At 68.0% G+C, this 24,425-nt stretch carries 18 protein-coding genes and 1 other RNA gene; 4 read left to right on the top strand and 15 right to left on the bottom strand.

What is annotated here, in order from left to right:
- Positions 1-33: 33 nt before the first annotated feature.
- The 5 genes from JS528_RS10420 to ffs form a co-directional block, all read right to left on the bottom strand.
- Positions 34-1,185: a DNA polymerase III subunit delta' gene (locus tag JS528_RS10420; RefSeq protein ID WP_214358978.1), complete on the bottom strand. Its 1,152-nt coding sequence runs from the start codon at positions 1,183-1,185 to the stop codon at positions 34-36.
- Entirely contained in the window at positions 1,182-1,880 is a 699-nt protein-coding gene (gene tmk, locus JS528_RS10415; protein ID WP_214358977.1) for a dTMP kinase, read from the bottom strand. Before tmk ends, JS528_RS10420 begins: the two co-directional genes overlap by 4 nt.
- Positions 1,881-2,106: 226 nt before the next feature.
- Positions 2,107-5,115, bottom strand: a complete 3,009-nt coding sequence (topA, locus tag JS528_RS10410; RefSeq protein ID WP_214358976.1) for a type I DNA topoisomerase — start codon at positions 5,113-5,115, stop codon at positions 2,107-2,109.
- Positions 5,116-5,156: 41 nt separating this feature from the next.
- A complete protein-coding gene (locus JS528_RS10405) occupies positions 5,157-6,404 on the bottom strand; it encodes a phosphatase PAP2 family protein (protein WP_214358975.1) in 1,248 nt (415 codons plus the stop codon).
- Positions 6,405-6,427: 23 nt separating this feature from the next.
- An RNA gene (ffs, locus tag JS528_RS10400) (signal recognition particle sRNA small type) lies at positions 6,428-6,524 on the bottom strand.
- Positions 6,525-6,663: 139 nt separating this feature from the next.
- Between ffs and JS528_RS10395 the strand changes: the two genes are divergently transcribed.
- Positions 6,664-9,027, top strand: a complete 2,364-nt coding sequence (locus JS528_RS10395) for a transglycosylase domain-containing protein (protein ID WP_214358974.1) — start codon at positions 6,664-6,666, stop codon at positions 9,025-9,027.
- Between the two features lie 151 nt (positions 9,028-9,178).
- Here JS528_RS10395 and leuA read toward each other — a convergent pair whose 3' ends face one another.
- Positions 9,179-11,101 carry a 2-isopropylmalate synthase gene (gene leuA / locus JS528_RS10390; RefSeq protein WP_214358973.1) on the bottom strand — a complete coding sequence of 641 codons (1,923 nt, stop codon included), beginning with the start codon at positions 11,099-11,101 and terminating at the stop codon, positions 9,179-9,181.
- Between the two features lie 200 nt (positions 11,102-11,301).
- Between leuA and JS528_RS10385 the strand changes: the two genes are divergently transcribed.
- Positions 11,302-12,825 carry a metallophosphoesterase family protein gene (locus JS528_RS10385; RefSeq protein WP_214358972.1) on the top strand — a complete coding sequence of 508 codons (1,524 nt, stop codon included), beginning with the start codon at positions 11,302-11,304 and terminating at the stop codon, positions 12,823-12,825.
- 26 nt (positions 12,826-12,851) lie between these two features.
- Here JS528_RS10385 and JS528_RS10380 read toward each other — a convergent pair whose 3' ends face one another.
- The gene (locus JS528_RS10380; RefSeq protein WP_214358971.1) at positions 12,852-13,472 is read right to left on the bottom strand and encodes a DUF5701 family protein; all 621 of its coding nucleotides are present in this window, start codon (positions 13,470-13,472) and stop codon (positions 12,852-12,854) included.
- 126 nt (positions 13,473-13,598) lie between these two features.
- Between JS528_RS10380 and asd the strand changes: the two genes are divergently transcribed.
- Positions 13,599-14,693: an aspartate-semialdehyde dehydrogenase gene (asd, locus tag JS528_RS10375; protein ID WP_214358970.1), complete on the top strand. Its 1,095-nt coding sequence runs from the start codon at positions 13,599-13,601 to the stop codon at positions 14,691-14,693.
- A 243-nt stretch (positions 14,694-14,936) separates the two neighbouring features.
- On the opposite strand, the gene JS528_RS10370 is transcribed toward asd, so the two are convergent.
- From JS528_RS10370 to dnaX, 4 genes are all read right to left on the bottom strand, one after another.
- Positions 14,937-15,506: an ACT domain-containing protein gene (locus tag JS528_RS10370; protein WP_214358969.1), complete on the bottom strand. Its 570-nt coding sequence runs from the start codon at positions 15,504-15,506 to the stop codon at positions 14,937-14,939.
- Between the two features lie 64 nt (positions 15,507-15,570).
- Positions 15,571-16,335 carry an aspartate kinase gene (locus JS528_RS10365; protein ID WP_214358968.1) on the bottom strand — a complete coding sequence of 255 codons (765 nt, stop codon included), beginning with the start codon at positions 16,333-16,335 and terminating at the stop codon, positions 15,571-15,573.
- Between the two features lie 182 nt (positions 16,336-16,517).
- A complete protein-coding gene (gene recR / locus JS528_RS10360) occupies positions 16,518-17,120 on the bottom strand; it encodes a recombination mediator RecR (RefSeq protein WP_214358967.1) in 603 nt (200 codons plus the stop codon).
- An 88-nt stretch (positions 17,121-17,208) separates the two neighbouring features.
- Positions 17,209-20,181: a DNA polymerase III subunit gamma/tau gene (dnaX, locus tag JS528_RS10355; protein ID WP_214358966.1), complete on the bottom strand. Its 2,973-nt coding sequence runs from the start codon at positions 20,179-20,181 to the stop codon at positions 17,209-17,211.
- Between the two features lie 124 nt (positions 20,182-20,305).
- On the opposite strand from dnaX, the gene JS528_RS10350 reads away from it, so the two are divergent.
- Positions 20,306-20,929 carry a TetR/AcrR family transcriptional regulator gene (locus tag JS528_RS10350; protein WP_240541455.1) on the top strand — a complete coding sequence of 208 codons (624 nt, stop codon included), beginning with the start codon at positions 20,306-20,308 and terminating at the stop codon, positions 20,927-20,929.
- Between the two features lie 42 nt (positions 20,930-20,971).
- Here the strand turns inward: JS528_RS10350 and JS528_RS10345 are convergent, their stop codons facing one another.
- From JS528_RS10345 to JS528_RS10330, 4 genes are all read right to left on the bottom strand, one after another.
- On the bottom strand, positions 20,972-22,114 hold the full coding sequence (locus tag JS528_RS10345) for a diacylglycerol/lipid kinase family protein (RefSeq protein WP_420838214.1): 1,143 nt from the start codon (positions 22,112-22,114) through the stop codon (positions 20,972-20,974).
- Positions 22,115-22,212: 98 nt separating this feature from the next.
- Positions 22,213-22,674: an Rv3654c family TadE-like protein gene (locus JS528_RS10340; protein WP_214358965.1), complete on the bottom strand. Its 462-nt coding sequence runs from the start codon at positions 22,672-22,674 to the stop codon at positions 22,213-22,215.
- Positions 22,671-23,024, bottom strand: coding sequence for a TadE/TadG family type IV pilus assembly protein (locus JS528_RS10335; protein WP_240541454.1), 354 nt, complete (start codon positions 23,022-23,024; stop codon positions 22,671-22,673). Before JS528_RS10335 ends, JS528_RS10340 begins: the two co-directional genes overlap by 4 nt.
- A gap of 183 nt (positions 23,025-23,207) precedes the next feature.
- Positions 23,208-23,459: a DUF4244 domain-containing protein gene (locus JS528_RS10330; RefSeq protein WP_214358963.1), complete on the bottom strand. Its 252-nt coding sequence runs from the start codon at positions 23,457-23,459 to the stop codon at positions 23,208-23,210.
- Between the last annotated feature and the right edge of the window lie 966 nt (positions 23,460-24,425).

The raw sequence follows: 24,425 nt of genomic DNA, 5'->3' as shown, positions 1-24,425 counted from the left end.
TCCCCCACCTCTGTTACGTACGAACGCAAGCCGTCAGAAGATCAGGGCGCAGAAGAGTGACTCGAAGACGAGCAGCGGGTTGCCGTTGCCCATGAGGCGGCGGCGGGCGGTCGCCACCTCGTCGAGGCGCTCGATCGCGGCGGCGCGCGGCATGCGCGAGGCGAGATCGGTGATCGCGGCGCGGTTCTCGAGGTTGATCAGGCCGACCGCGTCCTCGGCGTTGTTCTGCAGCACGGCCACGTCGCGGTAGATCGAGGCGATCGAGTTGAGCGCGCGGTCGAGCACGTCGCGGCTGCGGCGCGTGGCGCGGCGCTTGAGCTCGTCCTTCTTGGAGATCGCGTTGTAGGCGCCGCGCAGGTTCGGCGGGATGCGGTCGGCGGGACCGAGGCCGTTGACGCGGCGGAAGTCGGACTCCTCGCGGGCGGCCTGCGCCGCCACGTCCACGTCGGCCTGCGCCTTGGCGTTCGCGTTGAGCGTGCCGGCGAGCAGCACCGCCTCGGACGCCTTGTGCAGGTTCAGCACGCCGACGACGAGCTCGTCGCGGTCGGTCATGACCCGCTCGTCGGTGGCGTACAGCTTCGCGATGCCGATGTGTCCCTCGGCCAGGCGCGCCGCGCGTCTGGCGATCTTCGGCTCGGCGCCGACGCTCTTTTCCAGGTATCCGGCGACGGCCGCGGCGGACGGTACGGCGAGGTTCACGATGCGCGTGCGCGAGCGGATGGTCGGCAGCACATCCTGCGCACTCGGGGCGCACAGGAGCCATATGCAATGCTCGGCCGGTTCCTCGATCTCCTTGAGCAGCACGTTGGTGGTGCGCTCGAGCATGCGGTCGACGTCCTCGATGATGATGATGCGCCACGGCGCGGTGCTCGGCATCTGCTCGGACACCCCGATCAGATCGCGCACCTGATCGATGCCGATCGTCACCTTGTCGGTGGCGAGCACGCTCACGTCCGGATGCGTGCCGGCGAGCACCTGCTTCGTCACCTTGGTCGGCTCGTCGTCCATGCCGTGGTCGGGGCTCTCCAGCGCGGCGGCGAACGCGCGCGCCATGTTCGACCTGCCCGATCCGGGAGGTCCGCAGATCAGCCACGACTGCGCGATCTGTCTCGGGTCTCCGGCGGCGATCGTCTTCAGCTGCTCGACGACCGCCTGCTGGCCGACGATCGAATCCCATACGCTCATGCCGACTCCCCCGCGGATTCCCTAGAGCCCTCCGCACGATCCACGTCGACGGCGGCGCGCTCCCCCGCATCGCCGGAGAGCAGCCCGTCCATGTCCGAGCGGATGGATTCCCACACCTCGTCGATGGACCGCGACGCATCGATCACGCGGAACCTCTCCGGCTCCGCGGCGGCCAACGCGAGGAACGCCTCGCGCGTGCGGCGCTGGAACTCGTCGCCGGCGGACTCCATGCGGTCCTCGGCGTGGGTCAGGCGGGAGTGGGACATCGCCGGGTCCATGTCGAGCAGATACGTGCGCGCGGGCAGCAGGCCATTGGTACCCCACATGCTCAGGTTCCGGATCTCATCGGACGTGAGCTCGCGCCCGCCGGCCTGATAGGCGAGCGACGAGTCGAGGTAGCGGTCGGTGATCACCACCTCTCCGCGTTCGAGTGCCGGACGGATCGTCTCGGCGACATGCTGCGCGCGGTCAGCGGCGAACAGCAGCGCCTCGGCGCGCGGCGCGATGTCGGCGGGACCGTCATCCACGCCGTGCAGCAGCAGTCGGCGGATGGCACGCCCCAATGCGGTGCCGCCGGGCTCGCGGGTCGTCACAACGATGCGGCCGCGCGACTCGAGATACGCGCGCAGCCGCTCGACCTGCGTGGTCTTGCCCACGCCGTCGACGCCTTCGAATGAGATGAACAGCCCAGTCATGGTTTCCACCATAACCGCCGGCTCGGATTCGCCCGTCTCCAGCCGTCATGCGCATTTCCTAGGCAGTTTTTGCGTTTCCTAGGCAGGTCATGGCGAAGGCCAGAGTCGACAGCCCCATGATTTCATGGGGCTGTCGTCGTCATACCGTCGGCGGCCTGCCTAGGAAACGCAAAAACTACCTAAGAAGTAATCCAATCGGCGAATGCCGCAGGCAAGGAGCCCGGATTCACTTCCTGGCGGCGCGCTTGGGCTTGGCGGCGACGACCGCGGGACGCTCGTAGCCCTCGTTCGCGGTCATCCAGTCGATGTCGGACTTCACCGTGGCGGCGGTCGAGCCGATCGCCTCGGCGATGCGCGTGTTGGCCCAGCCCTGATCGGCGAGCTTCTTCACCTCGGCGCGGCGCTCGGCGCGCTTGGTCTCGGCGGCGCTCGTCTTCGGCGCGGCCTTGGCCTTGGAGCCCTTGGCCGCGGCGCCCTTGCGCCCGCGCTTCGGCGCCGGACCCATCGCGCGCTTCTCGGCGAGGATGCGGAACGCGTCCGCCGGCTCGATGGTGGCCGGATCGTACTGGCGCGGCAGCGTGCGGTTGGTCTCGCCGTCGGTCAGGTACAGGCCGAAGCGGCCCTCCTTGATGACGACCGGCTTGCCGGACTCCGGGTCGTTGCCCAGCGCGCGGATCGGCGGCTTGGCGGCGCCGCGGCCGCGACCGCGGTACTTCGGCTGTGCGAACAGGTCCTTCGCCTGATCGATGGTGACGGTGAAGATCTCGTCCTCGGAGCCCAGCGAACGGGTCTCGGTGGAGCCGTCCGCCTTCGTCTTGGTCAGGTACGGGCCGTAGCGGCCGTTGTTCGCGATGACCTTCGACTCGGAGACCTCGCCGGTCTCGGCGTTCGTCTCCTCGTAGGATCCGACCTCGCGCGGCAGACGCAGCAGCTTGAGCGCGTCCTCGAGCGTGATCGACTCGGGGCTCATCGTCTTGAACAGGCTCGCCATCTTCGGCTTCGGCGCGTCCGACTTCTTCGCTCCGCGCTTCGACGTCGTCTTGGCGGGCTCGGTGGGGGCGGCGGCGCCGTCCGCCGAAGCCGGCGGGATCAGCGCCACGTACGGGCCGAAGCGGCCGTTGCGCACCTCGACGGTGCCGCCGGTCACCGGGTCCGTGCCCAGTTCGCGCGGGCCTCCGGAATGGTTCTCGATCAGATCATGCGCCACGGCGACGGTGAGCTCGTCGGGGGCGATGGTGTCGGGCAGGGAGGCGCGCTTCGGGTTGCCTTCGGCGTCCAGATGCGCCATGTCCTCCAGATACGGGCCGTAGCGGCCGACGCGCACGTGCAGACCATCGCCGATCTCGATGGTGTTGATGGCGCGCGCGTCGATCTCGCCGAGCTGCGCGACCTGCTGCTGCAGGCCCTCGTGCGCCTCGTCGGCGCTGTGCGCGGCGTCGGAGCCGGAACCGAAGTAGAAGCGGGTGAGCCAGTCGCGGCCGGTCTCCCTGCCGTGCGCGATCTGGTCGAGGCCGTTCTCCATGTCGGCGGTGAACTGGTAGTCGACGAGCTTGGGGAACTTCGTCTCGAGCAGCTTGACGACGGCGAACGCCAGCCAGGAGGGAATCAGCGCGCGGCCGCGCTCGTACACGTAGCCGCGGTCGATGATCGTGGAGATGATCGATGCGTAGGTCGACGGGCGGCCGATCTCCTTGGCCTCCAGGGTCTTGACCAGCGACGCCTCGGTGTAGCGCGCCGGCGGCTGGGTCTCGTGCCCGTCCGCGCGCACGTCGGACGCGCCGAGCCGGTCGCCGGGGGCCATCGGCGGCAGGGACGCGTTGTCCTCGGCGCCCTTCGATTCCTTTGCGGCGGCCGTGCGACGCCCCTCGCCGGTCGCCTTCATGAAGCCGGGGAACTCGATGACCGTGCCGGACGCCTGGAACTGGGCCTCGCCGTGCTCGCCCGCGGAGGCGGCGAGCCTCACGGTGGCGGTCGAGCCGGTGGCGTCGGCCATCTGCGAGGCGAGCGTGCGCTGCCAGATCAGCGTGTAGAGCTTCAGCTGGTCGCTCGGCACCTTGGTCGCCAGCTCGTCCGGATCGTGGAAGTGCGCGCCGGCGGGGCGGATGCACTCGTGGGCCTCCTGCGCGCCGGCGGTCTTGGTCGCGTACTGCTTGGGCGCATCGGACAGGTATCGTTCGCCGAAGTGGGTCGTCACGCTCTCGCGTGCGGCGGCGATGGCCTCCTGCGACAGCGTCACCGAATCGGTACGCATATACGTGATGTAGCCGTTCTCGTACAGGCCCTGCGCGGCGCGCATCGTAGCGCGCGAACTCATGCCGAGACGGTTGCCGGCGGTCTGCTGCAGCGTGGACGTGGTGAACGGCGGCAGCGGGCGGCGACGGTACGGCTTCGACTCCATCGACGTGACGGTGAACGCCGCGCCGCCGAGCGCGACGGCCAGCGCGCGGGCGGTCGCCTCGTCGAGCTGGCGCACGACGGCGGCCTCCCCGTCGGCGGTCAGGCGGCCGTCGGGGCCGAAGTCCTTGGACACGGCCAGACGGCGGCCGTCCAGCGCGGTCATGCGCGCGTCGAACGCGACCGGCGCGCCCTCGGCGCCCGGCGCGGACAGCGTCGCGGTCACGTCCCAGTAGGGGGCGCGCACGAACGCCATGCGCTCGCGCTCGCGCTCGACGATCAGGCGAGTGGCGACCGACTGCACGCGGCCGGCGGACAGGCCCGGCCCGACCTTGCGCCACAGCACCGGGGAGAGCTCGTAGCCGTAGAGACGGTCGAGGATGCGTCGCGTCTCCTGCGCGTCGACCATGTCGGCGTCGACGTCGCGCGTCTGGGTGAGCGACTGCTGGATGGCCTTCTTGGTGATCTCGTGGAAGACCATGCGCTTGACCGGCACCTTGGGCTTGAGCGTCTCGACCAGATGCCATGCGATGGCCTCGCCCTCGCGGTCCTCATCGGTGGCGAGGTAGAGCTCGTCGGCCTTCTTCAGCGCGGACTTGAGTTCGGAGACCGTCTTCTTCTTGTTCGCGTCGACGATGTAGTAGGGCTTGAAGCCGTCGTTGACGTCGACGCCGAACTTGCCGAACCGCGCCTTCTCGTCGGCGGGCACCTGGCTCGGCTGCGCGAGATCCCGGATGTGGCCCACCGACGCCATCACCGTGTACCCGTCGCCCAGATAGCCGCCGATCTTATGCGCCTTGGTGGGAGACTCCACGATCACCAGCTTGGTGCCATTTGCCATGATCTCTCCTTATTTCTTCTTCCGCTGTGCAGTCATCATACTCACGACGCGTGGTCAGAGGGTGTCCGGCGGCGCTTCGGCGGGGCCGGCGGGGCGCCGACCAGGCCGAGTCGGGTCAGCGGCGCCGCGGTGATCTGACGCATCATCAGGGTCAGTCCGAACACCAGCACGACGGCCGCGACGACGAGGATCGAGGAGGCGGCCACGGAGCTCGTCTGCGCCCATTTCGCGCTCATCGTCAGTCCAGGCACGATCTGCCAGACCACGTACGCGCCGTACAGGACCGCCATGACGGAGGCGGTCAGCGACACGCTGGAGACGATCTGCACCCCGGCCGAGGACCGACGCGAACCGGTGGCGTCCATGCCGGACGTGCGCGTGAACGCGAGGACGATCAGGGCGATGCCGCCGACCAGCAGCGTCGCCATCGCCGCGTCGGACGGGCGATGCCACTGCCCGTAGATGACGGACAGCCCGACGAACGCGCTCCATGCCATGCCGACGAGCGCCGCGACCCATCGCCATCCGCGCGATACGGCGAGCAGCAGGGCGATCGAGCAGGCGACGGCGAGCGTGACGTGTCCGGACGGCGCGGACGAGCCGTCGACGATCTCGGTGTGGATGATGAACGGGCGCGGCAGCAGCGGTTTGAGCAGCGTGGAGGCGAAGCACAGCACGCCGAACGCGACGAGCTGGCCCGCCAGCCACCAGCGGCGGCGCACGGCGACGACGGCCGCGGCCGCGACGGCGAGCAGGGCCGAGCCGATCACGACGACGAGATGCGTGCCCAGGGCGAGCAGCCCGCCGAGCCATCCGGGCACGGCGCCGGGGAAGGACACCTCGGCCATGTCGTCGAACGACTGGCCGGCCTCGGTGTGGACGCCGAGCCACCACACGCCGAACGCCGCGGCGATCAGCAGCAGTCCGAACACGACGCACAGCACGCGGCTGGAGATGCGCGGACGGTCGGCCAGCGGATCCTCGTCGGTCAGGGAGGAGACGCCCGCGGCGGCCGCGCGGGCGGCACGGGAGCGGCGCGCGGCGCGCGAACCGCCCCGCGAGGACGGGTATCCGGCGGGGCGCACGGACGACGGCGTGGTGGCCGCGGCCATGGCGGCGGTCAGGTCCATCGTGTCCGTATGCTCGACGTCGGCCACGTCGGACAGCGACGACGGCCTCGTCGGCACGGGCGGCACGGGGATGTCCAACGGCTCGAAATCACGCACCAGATTCGAAGGCGCATGCGGGTCGCGAATCGCGGGATTTGAGGGCTTCTGTTCGTCGGTCATGCCCTCCAGAGTAGCCCACAAGCATAGAAAAACCTCCACGCACCCGCAAGAGGCCGCTTACCCTTGCTGCATTCCTGCCCTGGGGGGGTTGGGCGACGTAGCGCCGCGTGGAGGCTCTGACCACTATACACCATGCCTCGACGCGCGCGGTGCGCACGGAGCGGAATTTGTGAGGATTTCACGCAAAAAGCCCCGGAATTGCGCCGTGTGAGCGCAAACCTCGGCCGCTTGTTCAGGGCGTGTGGCTACGGTGGAGGGCATGGTTTCACACTCTCGTAATGTACGGAAGCATGCCCGGAGGGCGGCGCAGGGCAGGTCGGAGCGACGCCCCGCGGCCCGCCACTACCACGGCGGCAACCATCGTGCAAAGGGCGGCAGGGGCCCGAAGCAGCGTGGGCGCGGCAGGCATCTCTTCCTCAAATGGCTGCTCGGCCTGATCGCGGTCGGTCTGGCCGCGGGCATCGGCCTGTTCGCCTACCTGTACGTCACCACGGAGATCCCGCAGCCCGAGAAGGTCGCGATGGCGTCGAACACCACCGTGTACTTCAGCGACGGCACCACCGAGATGGGCACCTTCTCCGACCAGAACCGCGAGATCATCGACTGCTCCGTGCTGCCCGACTACGTGGGCAACGCCATCGTGGCCTCGGAGAACCGCAGCTTCTACACCGACCGCGGCATCGATCTGCAGGGCATCGCCCGCGCGCTGGTGTCCAACGTCACCAAGGGCACGCGCCAGGGCGGCTCGACCATCACCCAGCAGTACGCGGAACGCTACTATCTGGGCGAAACGACCTCGTACACCGGCAAGCTGCACGAGGCGATCCTCGCGCTGAAGATCGCGCAGAGCCAGGACAAGAGCCAGGTGCTGTGCAACTACATGAACACGATCTATCTGGGTCGCGGCGCGTACGGCATCCAGGCGGCGGCGAAGGCGTACTTCAACAAGGACGCGAAGGACCTGACGCTGTCCGAGGCGGCGATGCTGGCCGGCATCATCCCGGCGCCGAGCACGTGGGATCCGGCGCAGAGCCCGAAGATGGCCGAGGAGCGCTTCCACCGCGTGATCTCGATCATGAAGGGGGACGGCTACATCACCGCCAAGGAGGCCGCCTCCGCCACGGACATGCCGACCACCATCGAGAACACGCAGCAGGACATGTACAAGGGGCCGAACGGCTATCTGCTGCAGATGGTGCGCGACGAGCTGGTCAACAGCAAGGCGTTCACCAAGGACGACCTCGACACCGGCGGCTACAAGATCGTCACCACGATCGACAAGTCCAAGCAGGACCTCATGCAGCAGGTCGTGAGCCCTGCGTCCAACGGAATGCAGGGCGTGGTGCCCGACGGCATGCAGTTCGGCGCGATGAGCGTCAACCCGAAGGACGGCTCGATCATCGCGCTGTACGCGGGCGACGACTACCTGACCAAGCAGCTCAACAACGCCACGCAGGCCCAGTACGAGGTCGGCTCCACGATGAAGGCGTTCGCCCTGCTCGGCACGGTGCAGTCGAAGGTGAGCCTCAACACGATCTTCAACGGCAACTCGAAGCGCACCTACCCGGGCATCTCCGGCACGGTGAGCAACGTGGGAGGCGCGAACCTGGGCTACATCAACCTGTACAAGGCCACGGCGCAGTCGTCGAACACCGTGTACATGGATCTGCAGACCAAGCTCGGCACCAAGAAGATCGCCGAGATCGCGCGCACCGCGGGCGTGCAGAGCACCTCGCTGGACGGTTCCGAGCCGTACACGGTGCTCGGCAACAACGCGCTGACCGTCAAGGATATGACCTGGGCGTACGCCACGATCGCGAACCAGGGCAACAAGCCCACGCTGCACATCGTCTCCAGCGTGACGGGCCTCAAGGGCAAGGAGCTCTACAAGGCCCCGACCTCCACCGAGAAGGTATTCGAGGCGAACGACGTGAACCTCGTGACCAAGGCCCTCACCGGCGTGGTCCAGTCCGGCACCGCCACCGAGGCGAAGCAGACCGGCCACACGATCGCCGGCAAGACCGGCACCTCGAACAACATGTACGCGGCGAGCTTCGTCGGCTACACGCCGTCCGTGGTCTCCACGTTCGCGATGTGGTATCCGGACGCCAACGGCAACCCGCAGGAGATCCCGTCGTTCGGCCGCTGGACCGGCCACTCCGACTACCCTGTCCACCTGTTCACCCAGTACATGAAGCAGGCGCTGGCCGGTACCGCAAACGAATCCTTCCCGACCGCGAAGGACACCGGCAAGGTCGGCGGCACCGACGGCACGTGGGGCACCGGCTCCTCGAGGTCGACGCGCAAGTACTACGGCAGCTCGTCGTCCGGTTCCGATTCGGCCACCACGAACAACAACTCCACCGGCTCCGCACAGGAGGGCCAGACCGGCACCAGCGGTTCCGGCACGGGTTCCGAGGGCTCCGGCTCCGGCACGACCGGCGGCGAGACCGGCGGCTCGACGTCCGGCGAATCCGGAGGCACGACGGGCGGTTCGACGAACGGCTCGGGCTCGAGCGGGTCCGGTTCGAACGGCTCCAACGGCACGACCGGCAACGCCGGAGGCACCGCCAACGACGAGTCCTCCGGCGGGGAATCCACCGGCCCCGGACTCATGGAGTGATTCTCCGGCCTCACGCCACGCCCCTGCATGGGCAAGACCCCTACGACCTCTACGGCACCTACGACAAAGGGCTGCCGCACCGATTGGTGCGGCAGCCCTTTCACGTATGCGCCGCGGCTCAGCCGACCGAGCGACTCAGCCGCGCATCAGGTCAGCGCTCCTCGGCGCGGTTGGCGCGGTTGATGCCGGAGATGATCGCCTTGAGGGCGCTGGTCGTGATCGACGAGTCGATGCCGACACCCCAGATGATCTCGGCGTCCGCGTCGGAGCCGACCTGGCACTCCACGTAGGAGGCGGCCATCGCGTTGGTGCCGACGGACATCGTGTGCTCGACGTAGTCCATCACCGACGCCTCGATGCCGAGGTTCGCGATCGCGTTGAGGAACGCGGCGATCGGGCCGTTGCCCACGCCGGACACCTCGCGCTCGCGGGGCTCGTCGACGCCCACGTTGATGCCGCGGTCGAGCACGCGCGCCTTGAGCACGGTGTCGGATCCGTCCTCGCCGGAGGAGACGGCCACCTTGAGCAGCTTGAGGCGGCCCCACGGGGCGAGCGTCGCGTCATGCGTATCGCCGACGACCACGCCGGCGGCGGTCATGCCGGACTGCTCGACCGGCAGGTACTCGTCCTTGAAGAGGCGCCAGATGTCCTCGTCCTTGACTTCCTTCTTGGTCTCGTCGGCGTACTTCTGCACGATCTTGTCGAACTCCACCTGCAAACGCTTGGGCAGGTCGAGGTTGTGGTTCGTCTTGAGCAGGTAGGCCATGCCGCCCTTGCCGGACTGGGAGTTGACGCGGATGATCGCCTCGTACGTGCGGCCGATGTCCTTCGGGTCGATCGGCAGGTAGGGCACGAGCCAGACGAAGTCGTCGAGGTTCGCGCCGGCGCGGTCGGCGGCCACCTGACGGGCCTCGAGGCCCTTCTTGATGGCGTCCTGGTGCGAGCCGGAGAACGCGGTGAACACGAAGTTGCCCGCGTACGGGTGGCGCTCGGAGATCTTGATCTGGTTGCAGTACTCGACGGTCTTGCGGATCTCCGGCACGTTGGAGTAGTCGATCTGCGGGTCGACGCCCTGCGTGAGCAGGTTCAGGCCCAGCGTGACGAGGTCGACGTTGCCGGTGCGCTCGCCGTTGCCGAGGAGGCACCCTTCGACGCGGTCGGCGCCGGCCAGCACGGCCAGCTCGGTGGCGGCCACGCCCATGCCCTCGTCGTTGTGCGGGTGGAGGGACAGCACGATGGAGTCGCGGTCCTGCAGGTGGGTGGAGACGTACTCCACCTCGTCGGCGAACACGTTCGGCGTGGTCATCTCGACGGTGGCCGGCAGGTTGATGATCATCGGGTGCTCGGGCGTCGGCTTGATGACGTCGATGACCGCGTTGCACACCTCGACGGCGTACTCCGGCTCGGTGCCGGTGAAGGACTCCGGCGAGTACTCGTAGTACAGGTCGATGCCCTTGGCCTCGCCCTCAAGGCTCTTGCACAGCTCGGCCGCGTCGGTGGCGAGCTTCTTGATCTCTTCCTTGTTCTTGCGGAACACGACCTCGCGCTGCAGCACGGACACGGAGTTGTAGAAGTGCACGACCGCGCGCTTGGCGCCCCTGAGCGCCTCGTAGGTGCGGCGGATCAGGTGCTCGCGGCACTGGGTGAGCACGACGATGGTGACGTCGTCCGGGATGAGCTCACGCTCGATGAGCATGCGGATGAAGTCGAAGTCGGTCTCCGAGGCGGACGGGAAGCCGACCTCGATCTCCTTGAAGCCCATGGAGACGAGCAGGTTCCAGAAGCGCAGCTTGCGCTCGGAATCCATCGGGTTGACCAGCGCCTGGTTGCCGTCGCGCAGATCGACCGAGCACCAGCGCGGGGCGCGCTGGAGCTTCTTGCCCGGCCACGTGCGCTCGGGGTAGTCGAACGGCACCTGCTTGTCGTAGGCGACGTACTTGGTGTAGGGCATGCTGCTCGGCTTCTGCGGGGCGCCGATGAAGCGTGCGGGAGGCAGCAGCGGGTCGTTGTTACCTCCATTGGATGCCGCGGCGACCGCCGCAAGATCGAATACCGACGATTGATCCTGACCCATCGTTCCTCCTTTGCCTGATATATGGCCGATCCCCCGGCCACGTTCATGAGTTGAAGCGTTACGTGCATGTAACATGCGCAATCCCCCATCCTACCTACGTCGCATCCCAACGCCTCGCCGATCTCACTATCCATCAGCGGCGCCGCCTCGGGCCCGTGCCGCCCGCCGCCGTGTTCCCTCGTGGCGATACATTGGATGGCATGACGCTGCGTTTTCGCAATGACGGCACCTTCCGCGTGCTGCAGATGGCCGACATCCAGGACAAGCCCGACGTCGACCGGGACACGATCCGACTGATCCGCGAGGCGATCCGCAAGGCCGACCCCGATCTGGTGGTCTTCACCGGCGACCAGATCCGCGGCTACGACCCCGCCTACATCGACACGTTCCTGCGTCGCCGCGGCGAGCAGCCGGGCGCGCGCGTCCGCCTCGTCACGGAGATCGAGGCGCGGCTGCAGGGCGTCAAACGCCGCATCGCCGCCCGCCACGACCCCGACGTGCCGCCCACCGAGGACATCGTCACGATCGACGATCTGATGGACGAGACGCGCGGGAAGGTCCGCCGCACGTTCGCCGGCTTCCTCGGACCCGTCGTCGAGGCGGGCGTGCCGTTCGCCGCGACGTACGGCAACCACGACTTCCAGTGCGGCATCCTCGCCGACGAGCAGGACGGCATCTACCGCGAGTTCCCGGGCTGCCTCAACCCGCCCGTAGGCTCCCCGGCCGACGCCGCCGACGACGGTTCCGGCCCCGCCGCACCCCACGCGATCCCGACCGCCGGCGACGACGCCCCCGGCGACCATCCGCGTCTCGCCGCGACGGTCGCCGCCTCCCCCGAGGCGATCGCACCGCTCGCGATCGAGCCCGGCACGTTCGCGATGCCGGTCGAGACGTCCGACGGCTCCGGCCGCATCGCGATGAGCGTGATGATGGTCAATTCGGGCGACTACGCCGACAGGAACACCCCCGCCGAGCGCGACGCGCAGTACCCGCTCTACGTCGCCAATCCGCGCGGTCTCGATCTGGCCGACTCCGACGGCTACGGCACGCCCTCCCCCGAGGCGATCGCATGGCTGTCCGACGTGCAGCGCGAGCTGGGCAGGCGCAACGGCGACGGCAGGCCCGTCCCCGCGATCGCGTTCCAGCACATCCCGCCGCAGGAGTTCTACGACGTGCTCAGGGAGGTGCCGGCCTGGACGCCGAACGCGGTGGAGGGCTCGCGCGCCTTCGCCGGCCGCTGCTTCGTGCTCGACCACGACAAGTGCCGTCCGGGATCCCGTCTCGGCGAGGCGATCGGATGCGCCGACGAGAACGTGGGCGAGGTGGACGCGATGCGCGAGGCCGGCGGCTATTTCGCGCTCTTCTGCGGCCATGACCACAAGAACGCGTTCGTCGGTCACGACGACGGCATCGATCTGGGATACGCGCCGACCTGCGGATTCGAATGCTACGGCCCGAAGTCGCGTCTGCGCGGCATCCGCCTGTTCGAGTTCCACGAGGACCATCCGGCCACGTACGTCACGCGCATGCTCACCTGGGGCGAGCTGGTGGGCCGTTATTCGCACAACGAGGTGCGCGTGTGGTTCGAGGACCACTGCATCACCGACGGCGTCGGCGTGCGCGACCAGATGCGCCGTCCCGCCACCTTCGCCACCGTCGCGGCCGCGCTCGGCGCGCTGGCCTGGGCGATCGCCGCGCCCCTGCGCCGTCTGACGCGCCGCTAGCGCCCCGCCGTCGCGACACCGCCCGTCTAGCGGAACAGGCTCACGCCGCGGCGGGCGGTGCAGTAGGCGTTGCCGAGCCAGGTGTGGCGCGAGTTCGGCCACACGGCGCCCAGACGCGGCGCGTTCTGGCTCATCCAGATGCTCGGCACGCGGCCGTCGGCCGAACGGGAGCCGAGCAGGTTGAACCCGTTCTTCTCCAGCAGCCACTCCGGGTGCTGCGTGGCGATTGCGAGTCCCTCCTCGAGCGTGAGGGGCATGCGCTCGTCGGAGTCGATGAGCTTGCGCGCCACGTCCGGCTCGCGGTTGATGTAGCACGTGCCGGTATGCGGGTTGACGACCAGATAGAACGGCCCCTCTGGCGGCTCGAAGCCGTCCTGGGGCAGGAAGCTGGCGATGTCGCGCGGCGGCATCGTCGTGAAGCCGGCCATGCGGTTGATGGACGTTCTGGCGATCAGCGATTCGGGCGAGACGAGCTCGCGCGTCGGCACCAGCAGGATGTTCGCCCCCAGATCGGAGCGCTCGAGCGCCTCGAGCAGCGGACGCGCGAGCGCGCGGAATGCGGCGGCGCTCATGTCCGCCACATCCGGGTATCCCAGGGCCACGATGCGGTCGAGCTGGTTCTTCGCTTCTTCCGATGCAATCGACATGCCTACAAGCCTACCGCCCGCGCCGCCCGATGGCCGGCATATGGGCCGTGCGGACCGCCCATGCCGGGCGTTTCGTAAGATGGACCAGTTACGTGTGTTTCATCCCTTCTCAGTCAAGAGGTTGTTATGTCCGAAAAGTTGAAGGTCGGCGTCCTCGGCGCCACCGGCATGGTCGGCCAGCGCTTCATCACGCTGCTCGAGAACCACCCGTGGTTCGAAGTGACCACCCTCGCCGCCTCCGCGCACAGCGCCGGCAAGACGTACGAGGAGGCCGTCGGCGACCGTTGGAAGATGGAAGCGCCGATGCCCGAGTACGTCAGGCACATGACCGTGGTCGACGGCGACGACGCCGAATCGGTCGCCGCGGGCGTCGACTTCATGTTCTCCGCCGTGAACATGCCGAAGGACCAGATCCGCGCGATCGAGGAGCGCTACGCGAAGACCGAGACGCCGGTCGTCTCCAACAACAGCGCCCACCGCTGGACCCCGGACGTGCCGATGGTCGTTCCTGAGATCAACCCGGAGCACTTCGCCGTCATCGAGCACCAGCGCAGGCGCCTCGGCACCACGCGCGGCTTCATCGCCGTCAAGCCGAACTGCTCGATCCAGGCGTACACGCCGGCGCTGGCCGCGTGGAAGGAGTTCGAGCCGCACGAGGTGGTCGTGAGCACCTATCAGGCGATCTCCGGCGCGGGCAAGACCTTCAGGGACTGGCCCGAGATGGTGGGCAACATCATCCCGTTCATCTCCGGCGAGGAGGCCAAGAGCGAGAAGGAGCCGCTCAAGGTCTTCGGCCACGTGGACGACGCCAAGGGCGAGATCGTGCCGTTCGACGGCCCGCTGCGCATCACCTCGCAGTGCATCCGCGTGCCCGTGCTCGACGGCCACACCGCCACCGTGTTCATCAACTTCGGCAAGAAGGCCACCAAGGAGGAACTGGTCGACCGCCTCGTCAACTACACCTCCGAGGCCGCGAAGCTGGGTCTGCCGCACGCGCCGAAGCACTTCATCCAGTACCTGACCGAGGACGACCGCCCGCAGGTCAAGCTGGACGTCGACTACGAGGGCGGCATGGGCGTCTCCATCGGCCGCCTGCGCGAGGATTCGATCTTCGACTGGAAATTCGTGGGTCTCGCGCACAACACGCTGCGCGGCGCCGCCGGCGGCGCGCTCGAATGCGCCGAGATGCTCAAGGCCCTCGGCTACATCACCAGGAAGTAGCCCCTCCCCTCATCTCCCTATCGATATGGCGGTGCCCCGCGGCCGGGATCCCAGTCCCGGGCGCGGGGCACCGCCATATCCGTGGGCCCATATCCGTGGCCGATCGCGGAATGGGCGTGGGTGAAACCACGAGCCCCTCCGCGCGATGACCGGGCCGCACGAAGGGGTTGCGGGCGCGAGAATCTTGCGCGAATCACGTGCCGGGCGCAAGGAATTCGCGCCGAGCTCCGGAGGGAATGAGACTCAGCGACCGGTGCCGCCGTAGACGACGGCCTCCACCTGATCGGCGTCCAGACCGTAGGCGGTGTGCAGCGCGCGCACGGCCTCGTTGAGCTGGTCGAGCGGCACGAGCGCGGCGATGCGGATCTCGGAGGTGGAGATCATCAGCACGTTGATGCCGTGGTCGCTCAGCGCCTGGAAGAACTTGGCGGCGAGACCGGAGTGGGTCTTCATGCCCACGCCCACGACGGCCACCTTGCCGACCTTGGTGTCCACGTCGAAGGAGCGGTAGCCCAGCTCCTCGTGCTTGTCGAGCAGCGCGTTCTCGACCGCCTTGACGGAGGCCTCCGGCACGGTGAAGGAGATGTCCGCGAGACCGGCGGAGGAGCCGGCCTGCACGATCATGTCCACGTTGATGCCGGCGGTGGCCAGCTCGGTGAACACCTTGGCCGCCATGCCCGGCTCGTTCGGCACGCCGCGCACGGTGGCCAGCGCCTCGGTGCGGTCATGCGCCACACCGGAGATGACCGGCGCCTCGGGGCCGAGGTCCGGGAACAGGTCGCCCATCGATTTTTCGTTGTTGTTGTCGCTCATGTCTTTTGCCTTATCCGATTCTTCTCTTCGTGAACGTGTATGAGACCGATGTATGGGATCGACGTCAGTCGATGTTCGGCAGCGTGCGCGGATCGACGCCGTCGGGCACGACCAGCGTGCCGGGACGGTGCGAGAAGGAGCTGCGCACGTGCAGCGGCATGTTGAATCGCTGCGCGTACTCGACGCATCGCAGCGCGAGCACCTTGGAGCCGCAGGACGCCATCTCGAGGATCGCATCGTAGCCGATGTACGGGATGCGGCGCGCGGTCGGCACGACGCGGGGATCGGCGGTGAAGACGCCGTCCACATCGGTGTAGATCTCGCAGATGTCGGCGCCGAGCGCGACCGCGAGTGCGACCGCGGACGTGTCGGAGCCGCCGCGGCCGAGCGTGGTGGCGTCGCCTCTGGCGTTGATGCCCTGGAAGCCGGCGACGATGGCGACGTCGCCCATCGACAGCGCGTTCTTCACGCGATCGGGCCTGACGGCCTTGATGTGGGCCGCGCCGTAGCGCGCATCGGTGAAGAAGCCGGCCTGCTGCCCGGTGAAGGAGTGTGCGCGGCTGCCCTCCGCGTGGATGGCCATGGCGAGCAGACTCATCGAGATGCGCTCGCCGGCGGTCATCAGCATGTCCATCTCGCGCTCGGGCGGGTTGGAATCGATGCTCAGCGCCTGATCGATGAGGTCGTCGGTGGTGTCGCCCATCGCGGAGACGACCACGGCAACCTTGTTGCCCTTCTTCTTGGTTTCCACGACGCGCTTGGCCACACGCTTGATCGATTCCGTATCGGCGACCGACGAGCCGCCGTACTTCTGTACGATGAGAGCCACTGCTGTCCATTCTCTCTGTGGGTTTCGGAGCCGTGCGCTCGGAGCGCCGCGCCCCTTGCTGGCACCGCTTATTCTACGTAAGCGGCACGATTATAAGGATCGCGTCTGCGGCCCGCCCCTGCCGCACCCACCATACGGACGGGATGTGCGCGCTCACGGCGTATGCTCCGGAGGCCGGCCGATCACGCCTCGCGGCGACCGGCGAGCGCGCGGCCGAGCGTGATCTCGTCGGCGTATTCGAGGTCCGATCCGACCGGCAGACCGCTGGCCAGGCGCGTGACCTTGACGCCGAGCGGGCTCAGCAGCCGGCTCAGGTAGGTGGTGGTCGCCTCGCCCTCGATGTTCGGGTCGAGCGCGAGGATGATCTCCTTGACCTGGTCGTCCTTGAGCCGTTCGAGCAGATTCGCGATGTTGAGGTCGCTCGGCCCCACGTTGGCCATCGGGTTGATGGCCCCGCCGAGCACGTGGTACAGGCCGCGGTACTCGCGCGTGCGTTCGATGCTCATCACGTCCTTCGGCTCCTCGACCACGCAGATGACCGTGTGGTCGCGGCGCGGGTCGGCGCAGATCGGGCACGGGCTGGATTCGCACACGTTGCCGCATACGTCGCAGAACCGGACCTTCGCCTTGACCTCGGCGATGGCGTCGGCGAGGTCGGCGGCCTCCTGCGCGTCCGCGCCGAGCAGGTAGAACGCGATGCGCTGCGCGCCCTTCGGCCCGATGCCGGGCAGTCTGTTGAACGCGTCGATGAGCCGCTGGATCGCGCCGTCATAGGCCAATGCCATTGCCGTTCCCTTCCGTTTCGTTCTCTTGCTTCGTCATGGTGTTCGATGCACGGGTCCGGATGCCGCGTCGGTCCCCGGCCCGGCACCGTCACTCGTCGTCATGCCTGGGCGCCGGATGGATGTTGCGCGGGTTGCGAGGGTCGTCCGCCGCGAACTCCTCGACCTTCTTGACCTCGAACAGCTTGCGCAGTTCGTCGCGGTCCATCGCGGTGGCGGCGCCGAGCGACTCGTCATCCATCGAGTACTCGTCCTCGTCGGCCGCGACCTGCGGGGCGGCCGGGGCCGGCTGGCCCACGTTCCATGGGTCGCGCGCCGGCATGGTCGTACCGCCCGCGTTCATGTCGTTCGGCGATCCCGCACTGCGGGAGTCCGTTCCGAGACCCGTACCGTGCGGTGCCGTCGGACCCGCGTTCCACGGGTCATCCGGTTCGCCCGGCGGCGGCACGTCCTTCCACGGGTCGTCCGGTTCGCCCGGAGCCGACGGCGCGGGGGTCTGCGCCGCGGACTGCCGCGGACCGCCCCACGCTCCGGCACCCGCCGGTTTGGCCGGCTGGTTCCACGGATCGTCCGCCGTCTGCGTCCGTCCGGCGCCGTTCACCGCGGCTGATGGCTGGTTCCAAGGGTCGTCGACCGTGGTTCCGGTCCCGTTCACCGGCCGGTTCCAAGGATCATCCGCCGGATGCGACGCCCCGATTCCACCCGTCGCGCTCGACGTCTGACTCCACGGGTTCACAGTCGTTCCACCGTTCCCGGGGACGCCGCTCGTGGTGTTCCACGGATCCGACGCGTGCTGAGTCGATGCCTCCGCCGAGGTCGGATTCGCGCCCGAACCACCCACAGTGCCCGCTGGTTGCGCCCACGGGTCGACGTCGTCGCTCAGATCGGGGACCGCCACGTGCTTGTGCGGATGTTCGGGTTCGTGACCGGTGACCACTTGAGACCCGGTGGACGCCGATGCCCCGCTTCCGGGACCCGTCGCCGTGTCGGAGCGGCCCCCGGCGCTCGACGCCGTCGGCAGTGGCTGCGCCCACGGATCGTCGTCGTCCAGCACCGACGGCGAGGACGGACCCGCGCCGACGGTCGCCGTCGAGCCCGATCGGTGGGATTCGTCGTCGTCGGATGACGAGGCGCCGGACGCATGCGCGGCGGGGGACGACGTCTCGCGCCCGCTCTCCTGTCCGTTCGATTCGGTACGCGTCAGGTTGACGGCGGCCTGCAGGTTCTCCTGCAGCAACTGCGCCTTGATACGCTGCTGCTCGCCGGCCGGAAGCTTGCTGAACGCCGGGGTCTTCTGTCCGTCGTCGGTGGTGGGGGTCGGCGCGATCTCGGTCTGTTCGCCGAACACCTTGCGCACCTCGGCGCGCAGGATGTTCACGACCTTGTTGCTGCCGTCGACCGACTCGGCGGCCACGGCCAGCGCGAAAGCGTACTTGCTCAGCGGCTTGTCGAACTTGAGCCACAGCCGCATCCTGCCGGTCTGCTTGTACGGCCTGAAGCTGATGCGCAGCACCTTGTCGCGCGTGACGTACCTGCGCACGTCAGCCGGCAGCGCGGCGACCAGCGCGTCCCACTTCTGGTCCGGGGTGCGGTCGTCCGGCTGCGGGACCGACGCGCCGGCGCCGGCGGATCCGGTCGCGCCCGGCGCCGCCGAGGACGAGACGTCGCCGGCGTTCCCCGAGCTCACGGGAGACGCCTGGGCCACAGGATCCGAATGCCGTACCGCATCGGTGCCATGTCCGGAACCGGCGGAACCGCCGGCCTGCTCCCCGGCCCGGGAATCGGCATGCTGGTTGCGGGCCGCGCCGGCGAAGCCGCCGCCGGCATTGCGTGCGGCGCCCGCGAAGCCGCCGTGACCGGAGCCGGCCGTCGCGGCACCCGCGGCAGGGGCGACGCCGGAGCCGGCCGGCACCGCAACGGGCGCCCCGCCTCCCACGACCGGCGCCGCCGCGAAGCCGTGCTCCGCACCGGACAGCAGTCGGGCCGCCAGCAGCTCCAGACGCATGCGCGGCGAGATCGCACCGGTCATCGCGCCCAACGTGTCGTTGATGATGTCCGCCATGGCCGTGAGGGACCCCAGTCCGAGCGCCGCGGCCTGACGGTGCAGGTCGTCCATGTCCTCGGCCTCGGCGGTGTCGGAGAGCACGCTTTCGGCCTTGTCGCCGGCCAGGGTGAGCACCAGCAGGTCGCGCACGCGCGCGAGCAGGTCCTCGACGAAGCGACGCGGATCGAAGCCGCCGACCACGACCTTCTGGATGACGCCGTACAGTTGCTCCCCGCTCCTGTCGATCACCGCGTCGACGGCCTCGCCGATCAGCGCCTCCGGCGTGAAGCCGAGCAGCGCCACGGACGCGTCGTGCGTGATCACGCCGTCGACCGAACCGACCATGAGCTGGTCCAGCACGGACAGGGTGTCGCGAACCGATCCGCCGCCGGCGCGCATCGCGAGCTTGAGCACGCCCGGTTCGGGCTTGATGTGCTCCTCGTCGCAGATCCTCTCGAGGTAGGGTCCCATGATCTCGGCCGGCACGAGCCTGAACGGGTAGTGGTGGGTGCGCGAGCGGATGGTGCCGATCACCTTGTCGGGCTCGGTGGTCGCGAAGATGAACATCACGTGTTCCGGCGGCTCCTCGACGATCTTGAGCAGCGCGTTGAAGCCCTGCGGCGTGACCATGTGGGCCTCGTCGAGGATGAAGATCTTGTACCGATCGCGTGCGGGGGCGAATCCGGCACGTTCGCGCAGTTCGCGCGCATCATCGACGCCGTTGTGCGATGCCGCGTCGATCTCGACCACGTCGATCGAGCCGGGGCCACCGGTGGCGAGATCCTTGCACGACTCGCATTCGCCGCACGGATGCGAGGTCGGGCCCTTCGCGCAGTTCACGCAGCGCGCCAGAATGCGCGCGGAGCTGGTCTTGCCGCAGCCGCGCGGACCGGAGAACAGGTACGCGTGCGTGAGCTTGCCCTCGTCCAGGGCCCGCATCAGCGGGACGGTGACCTGGTCCTGTCCGATCACTCCCTCGAAAGTGTCCGGACGATAACGTCGATACAGTGCAAGTGCCATATGTTCCAACCTACCTCAAACCGACTACCCGCAGACGGCGGGCGCGTACCGGCCGCGGGCGGCCGATGTTGACGAAACGCGAGCGATTGTCGTATGCGCCGCCGAAATCGCATACACTGGTGCCATGAGCAGTATTGACGCGACGTCAACAGCGACGATGACGGCGGCCACGGGCAAAGGCGACGCAAGACGCACGGCGATCGTGCGGGCCGCACGGGAGATCTGTCTGGAGAAGGGCTTCTCCAAGATCACCGTGAGCGACATCGCGGCCCGCGTATGCATGACCAGATCGCTGTTCTACCATTACTTCCCAGACAAGGACGCGGTCGCGGACGCGGTGCTCGACGACGTGGTCGGCGAGATCCTCTCCCGGCTCGAGGCCTGGAACGAGGCCCGCGAGGTCGGCAACATCGACAAGGCCCTCGACGACATGGTGCATCTGATCCGCGCCCTCATCGCGAACGAGGGGCCGTTCTCGGCCCGCATGATCCACGAGGGCAACGCGGAGCTGTACATCCGGTTCATCGACCGCATCGCCGACCGCATCGCCGATCTGCTGGAACGCACCGTGGTGCGCGACTTCGAACAGCGCCACGGCCTGCCGATCGAGAACGTGCACGAGACGTTCTTCACGCTCATCGTGGGACTGATCTCGCTGATCCGCTCCCACCCGAACATCACCGATGCGACGCTGAAGTCGCTGATCGCCCAGACGCTGCACCTGACCGACTACATCCATCGGGCCTGACGCGTTCGCCGACGGGGCGTTCGCGATGCGGCGCCGCCCCGGTCAGACGAATGCACCGGTCACCGGGTCGCGCCCGTCGCGCGTGATCGCGTCCAGCACCGCACGCTCGCTCCGTTCGTGCCGTTGCCATGCGACCACGGCGGGCGGCACGAGCACACGCAGCGCATGGTCGCATGCGCGCACACGCACCGGCAGCCGACCGATGTACTCGCCGTCCGCCATCAGCAGCGGCGGTTCGTCGCCCTCGTCGGCACGCGTGATCTCGATGTCGCGCACGCGCTTCCATCCGAACACGTGCGAGGCGAGCAGTCTGCCGTTGTACCCCTTGGAGATCGCGTCCGCGATCTCCAAGGCGCCGGGCATGTGGTCGATCCAGATCAGGTCGAGCAGCCCGTCGTCGAGACGCGAATACGGCGAGACCTCCAGCCCGCCGCCGATATGCCGCGAGTTGGCAACGGTCACCATCGGCGTGATGACGTCGTGCTCCTCGACCGTGCCGTCGGCGAGGGTGGCCCTGATGTGGTAGCCGTACCGCTTCAGATGCGTGACCTCGGCGAGCACCGCGGCGAAGTACCGCAGCGAGCCGCCCGGCAGATGCGAGTGGTTCGCGCGATCGTTGATGCTCGCGTCCAATCCGCACGACAGCATGCCGGCATAGAACCGATCGAATGCGATCGCGTCGTCCGCGGCATCGTCGCGTACGATCCCTCCACCGACGGTCTCCTCGCCGGTGGTGGGGTCCGCCGCGACGGCGCCGGGCAGCGCCGTGACGTGCCCCATGTCGACGTCGACGTGCGATCCGCGCACGATGGCGCCGACGATGCCCTCGACCGCGGTCTCGACCTTGTTGACCGGCAGTGACAGCCCCCTGGCGAAATCGTTGCCGGAGCCGGTCGCGACGACGCCCAACGGCTTGCCGCTGGCTCCCACCGCGTTCGCGCCGAGCGCGATCATGCCGTCGCCGCCGACCACGACCAGATAGTCATACTCGTTCCGCCGGGCACGGACCCGGGCCAGCGAATCGTCGAAGCTGGATCCGGTCAGGTCCGTCACGTCGAATCCGCGACGGAGTCCCGCCCGTGTCAGCAGGTCGAACACCTGCGCATCGATCCTGGCGCCCCTTCCCTTGTCGGATACGGGATTGCCGACCATCGCGACGGTCGCACGCTTCTGGGTCTCGCTCATGGACAACACGATAACCATGAAGCCCGCGAACGCGCCAGCCGCATACTCCGACAGCCGACGACGACCCGTCGGCGGATGACCGGATCCGCGCCATGCGCCTATTCGCAGTATGTCGGTCCGGCGCGGGCGGATTGGACCAGGTCCGGCAGGAACGGCATGCCGACGTCCACTCCCACACGGACCGTGACGTCCTCCCCCGTATCGCCGCCGATCTCACACGCGACCAGCGTCGCGTCATGACCGGCCGCGACCTCGGCAGCGACCTCGCAGGGCTCGCCGCCCCTCCACAACGCGTTCGCGGCGGACAACGACGACAGATCGGCGGCCGACGCGGCACGCGACCGGGCCACCAGCAGGTGACCCACGCCGACGGCGATGACGATCATCACGGTCGCGACGATGATCAGTATGAGACCAAGAACGGTGCCGGCGCCCTCGTCGGAGGCCGAGACGATCTCCGGAAGAGGCCCGTCGGCGCCGCGCGGCCGTTCTCCCCATCTCGCGGAATCGTGCGATTCGGCCCGGCGGGCGCCGCCGCACGTGGATTCGGATTCGTTCATGTCAGGACTCCCACCGCTTTGCCCGTCACCAGCGAGGGCAGCACGCCCATCGGGTCGGGGACCACCGGGCAATGCGTGACGACGGTGACGGCACCGTCGTCGTAGTCGATCTCGACGTCGATGTCGCGCCCGGCGACCGTCCGTGCGGCGGCTTCGGAACCGGCCTCGCCGCCTCCCGCGGAGACGGCCGCGCGGGCGGCGGCCGACGCGGCGTCCTGACAGGTCATCGACACCATCACCCCGCGGGCGAGCGCGCATATCAGGACGGCCATCGCCAGCACCGCGGGGAGCACGCTGGCGAATTCGGCGGTGACCGCGCCGGCATCGGCTCCGGATGCCAGCGCAATCAACCGATGACGACCGTCACGGCGGGGACCGTGGGTCGGAGACGCCGGCCCACAGGGGGCCGGCGAGGTGGGGAGCGGCGACGCCGATCGGGACCGGTCGCCATCTTCAAGGAGCCAGATTCCCGGCGGACGGCGAGCGCGGCGCTTCATATACGGTTTCATCACGATATCCCGGTCAGCTGGGCATTAGACCTTGCTCTTGGTGATCGCCTCGAAGGCAGTCTTGAGAACCAGTTTGACCAGGTCCTGGAACTCCTTGGACTTGAGGACCGTCCACAGGACTCCGCCAAGACCCACAGCAGCTACGGTCACAGCCGCGTACTCGGCGGTGGCGGCGCCCTCCTCGGGCTCCATGCCGAGCGTGCGGATCCTGGAATCGAGCAGGTACAGACGGGCCTTGGCGCCGGTCAGCATGGTCTTGATCTTGGTGTTCATCATGACTCCTTTTGTCATTCCGATTGGTTTGGTTTCCGTTCCCCGCTTCGCCGCCGAAGACCGTCGTTGGCCCCGCCGGCGAATCGGGTAGGACCACTGTGCGCCGGGCGAACGGCGCATGCCGCGATCCCCCGACCCATGTGGACAAAGCCCCCGGGGTTATCCACAACGCGGGGTGTCGTCCACCGCGGCTGTGGACGGGGATCGGCGATGTGGATGCCGACCGTACGACACGCCGACGAACCGGCTGAAGCGCACACAACGGCACAGTCAAACGTTTCGAAGCGCACAGGAGGGTGCAACGGAATGGAAAATCAACGCAGATGCGACCATTTGCGCAAAGAACCGCACAAGCCGACATCCCAAGTTGCGAGCTCGGCGACTCGCGCCTAGATTATGAACTACAAGAACAACTGAACAGAGCAGAGCCCACAAAAAAGTAATGGTCAAAGGACTAATACGTTGGACGGGCATTGGAAAGACTTACCGTTGCAACGATGATGTTGTGCTGAGATTCTGCTCGCAGTTGAACTTGTACGAAGAGGCCCGCTCCGGCGGGCCTCTTCTTTTTTCGCCGAAGCCTCGGCCCCGGCATCCATCGGCCGGCCACGGACGGCACGGATCCGTCCGACCCCATCGGCACGGATCCTTGGCGACGGCATCGGACCGGAGGTCCGCCCCGCGGCGCGGCGGTGGATAACATGCCGCGCTGTGGACAACCCGGGGGCTCCGCCCACATGGGCGGGCATCGGAGGAACCTGTCTCTTCTACACATCTCCGAGCCCACGAGACTCGACGTCATCTCGTATGCCGTCTTCTGCTTGAAAAAAAAAAAAAAAGGCAAAAGGTGCCTCGCCAATATGCCCACACAGACAGAACAGGCCCCATAACACACTCGTGGTGTATCTGGAGGCGCAGCAACATCGAAGGACAGCACAGAGCAACGACACCTAACCACAAGCGCCTTAA

This window comes from Bifidobacterium santillanense, from assembly GCF_018555385.1.
GTDB classification, from domain to species: domain Bacteria; phylum Actinomycetota; class Actinomycetes; order Actinomycetales; family Bifidobacteriaceae; genus Bifidobacterium; species Bifidobacterium santillanense.
The sequence above is the reverse complement of the archived record's forward strand: the minus strand, read 5'-3'. Positions and strand labels throughout refer to the sequence as shown.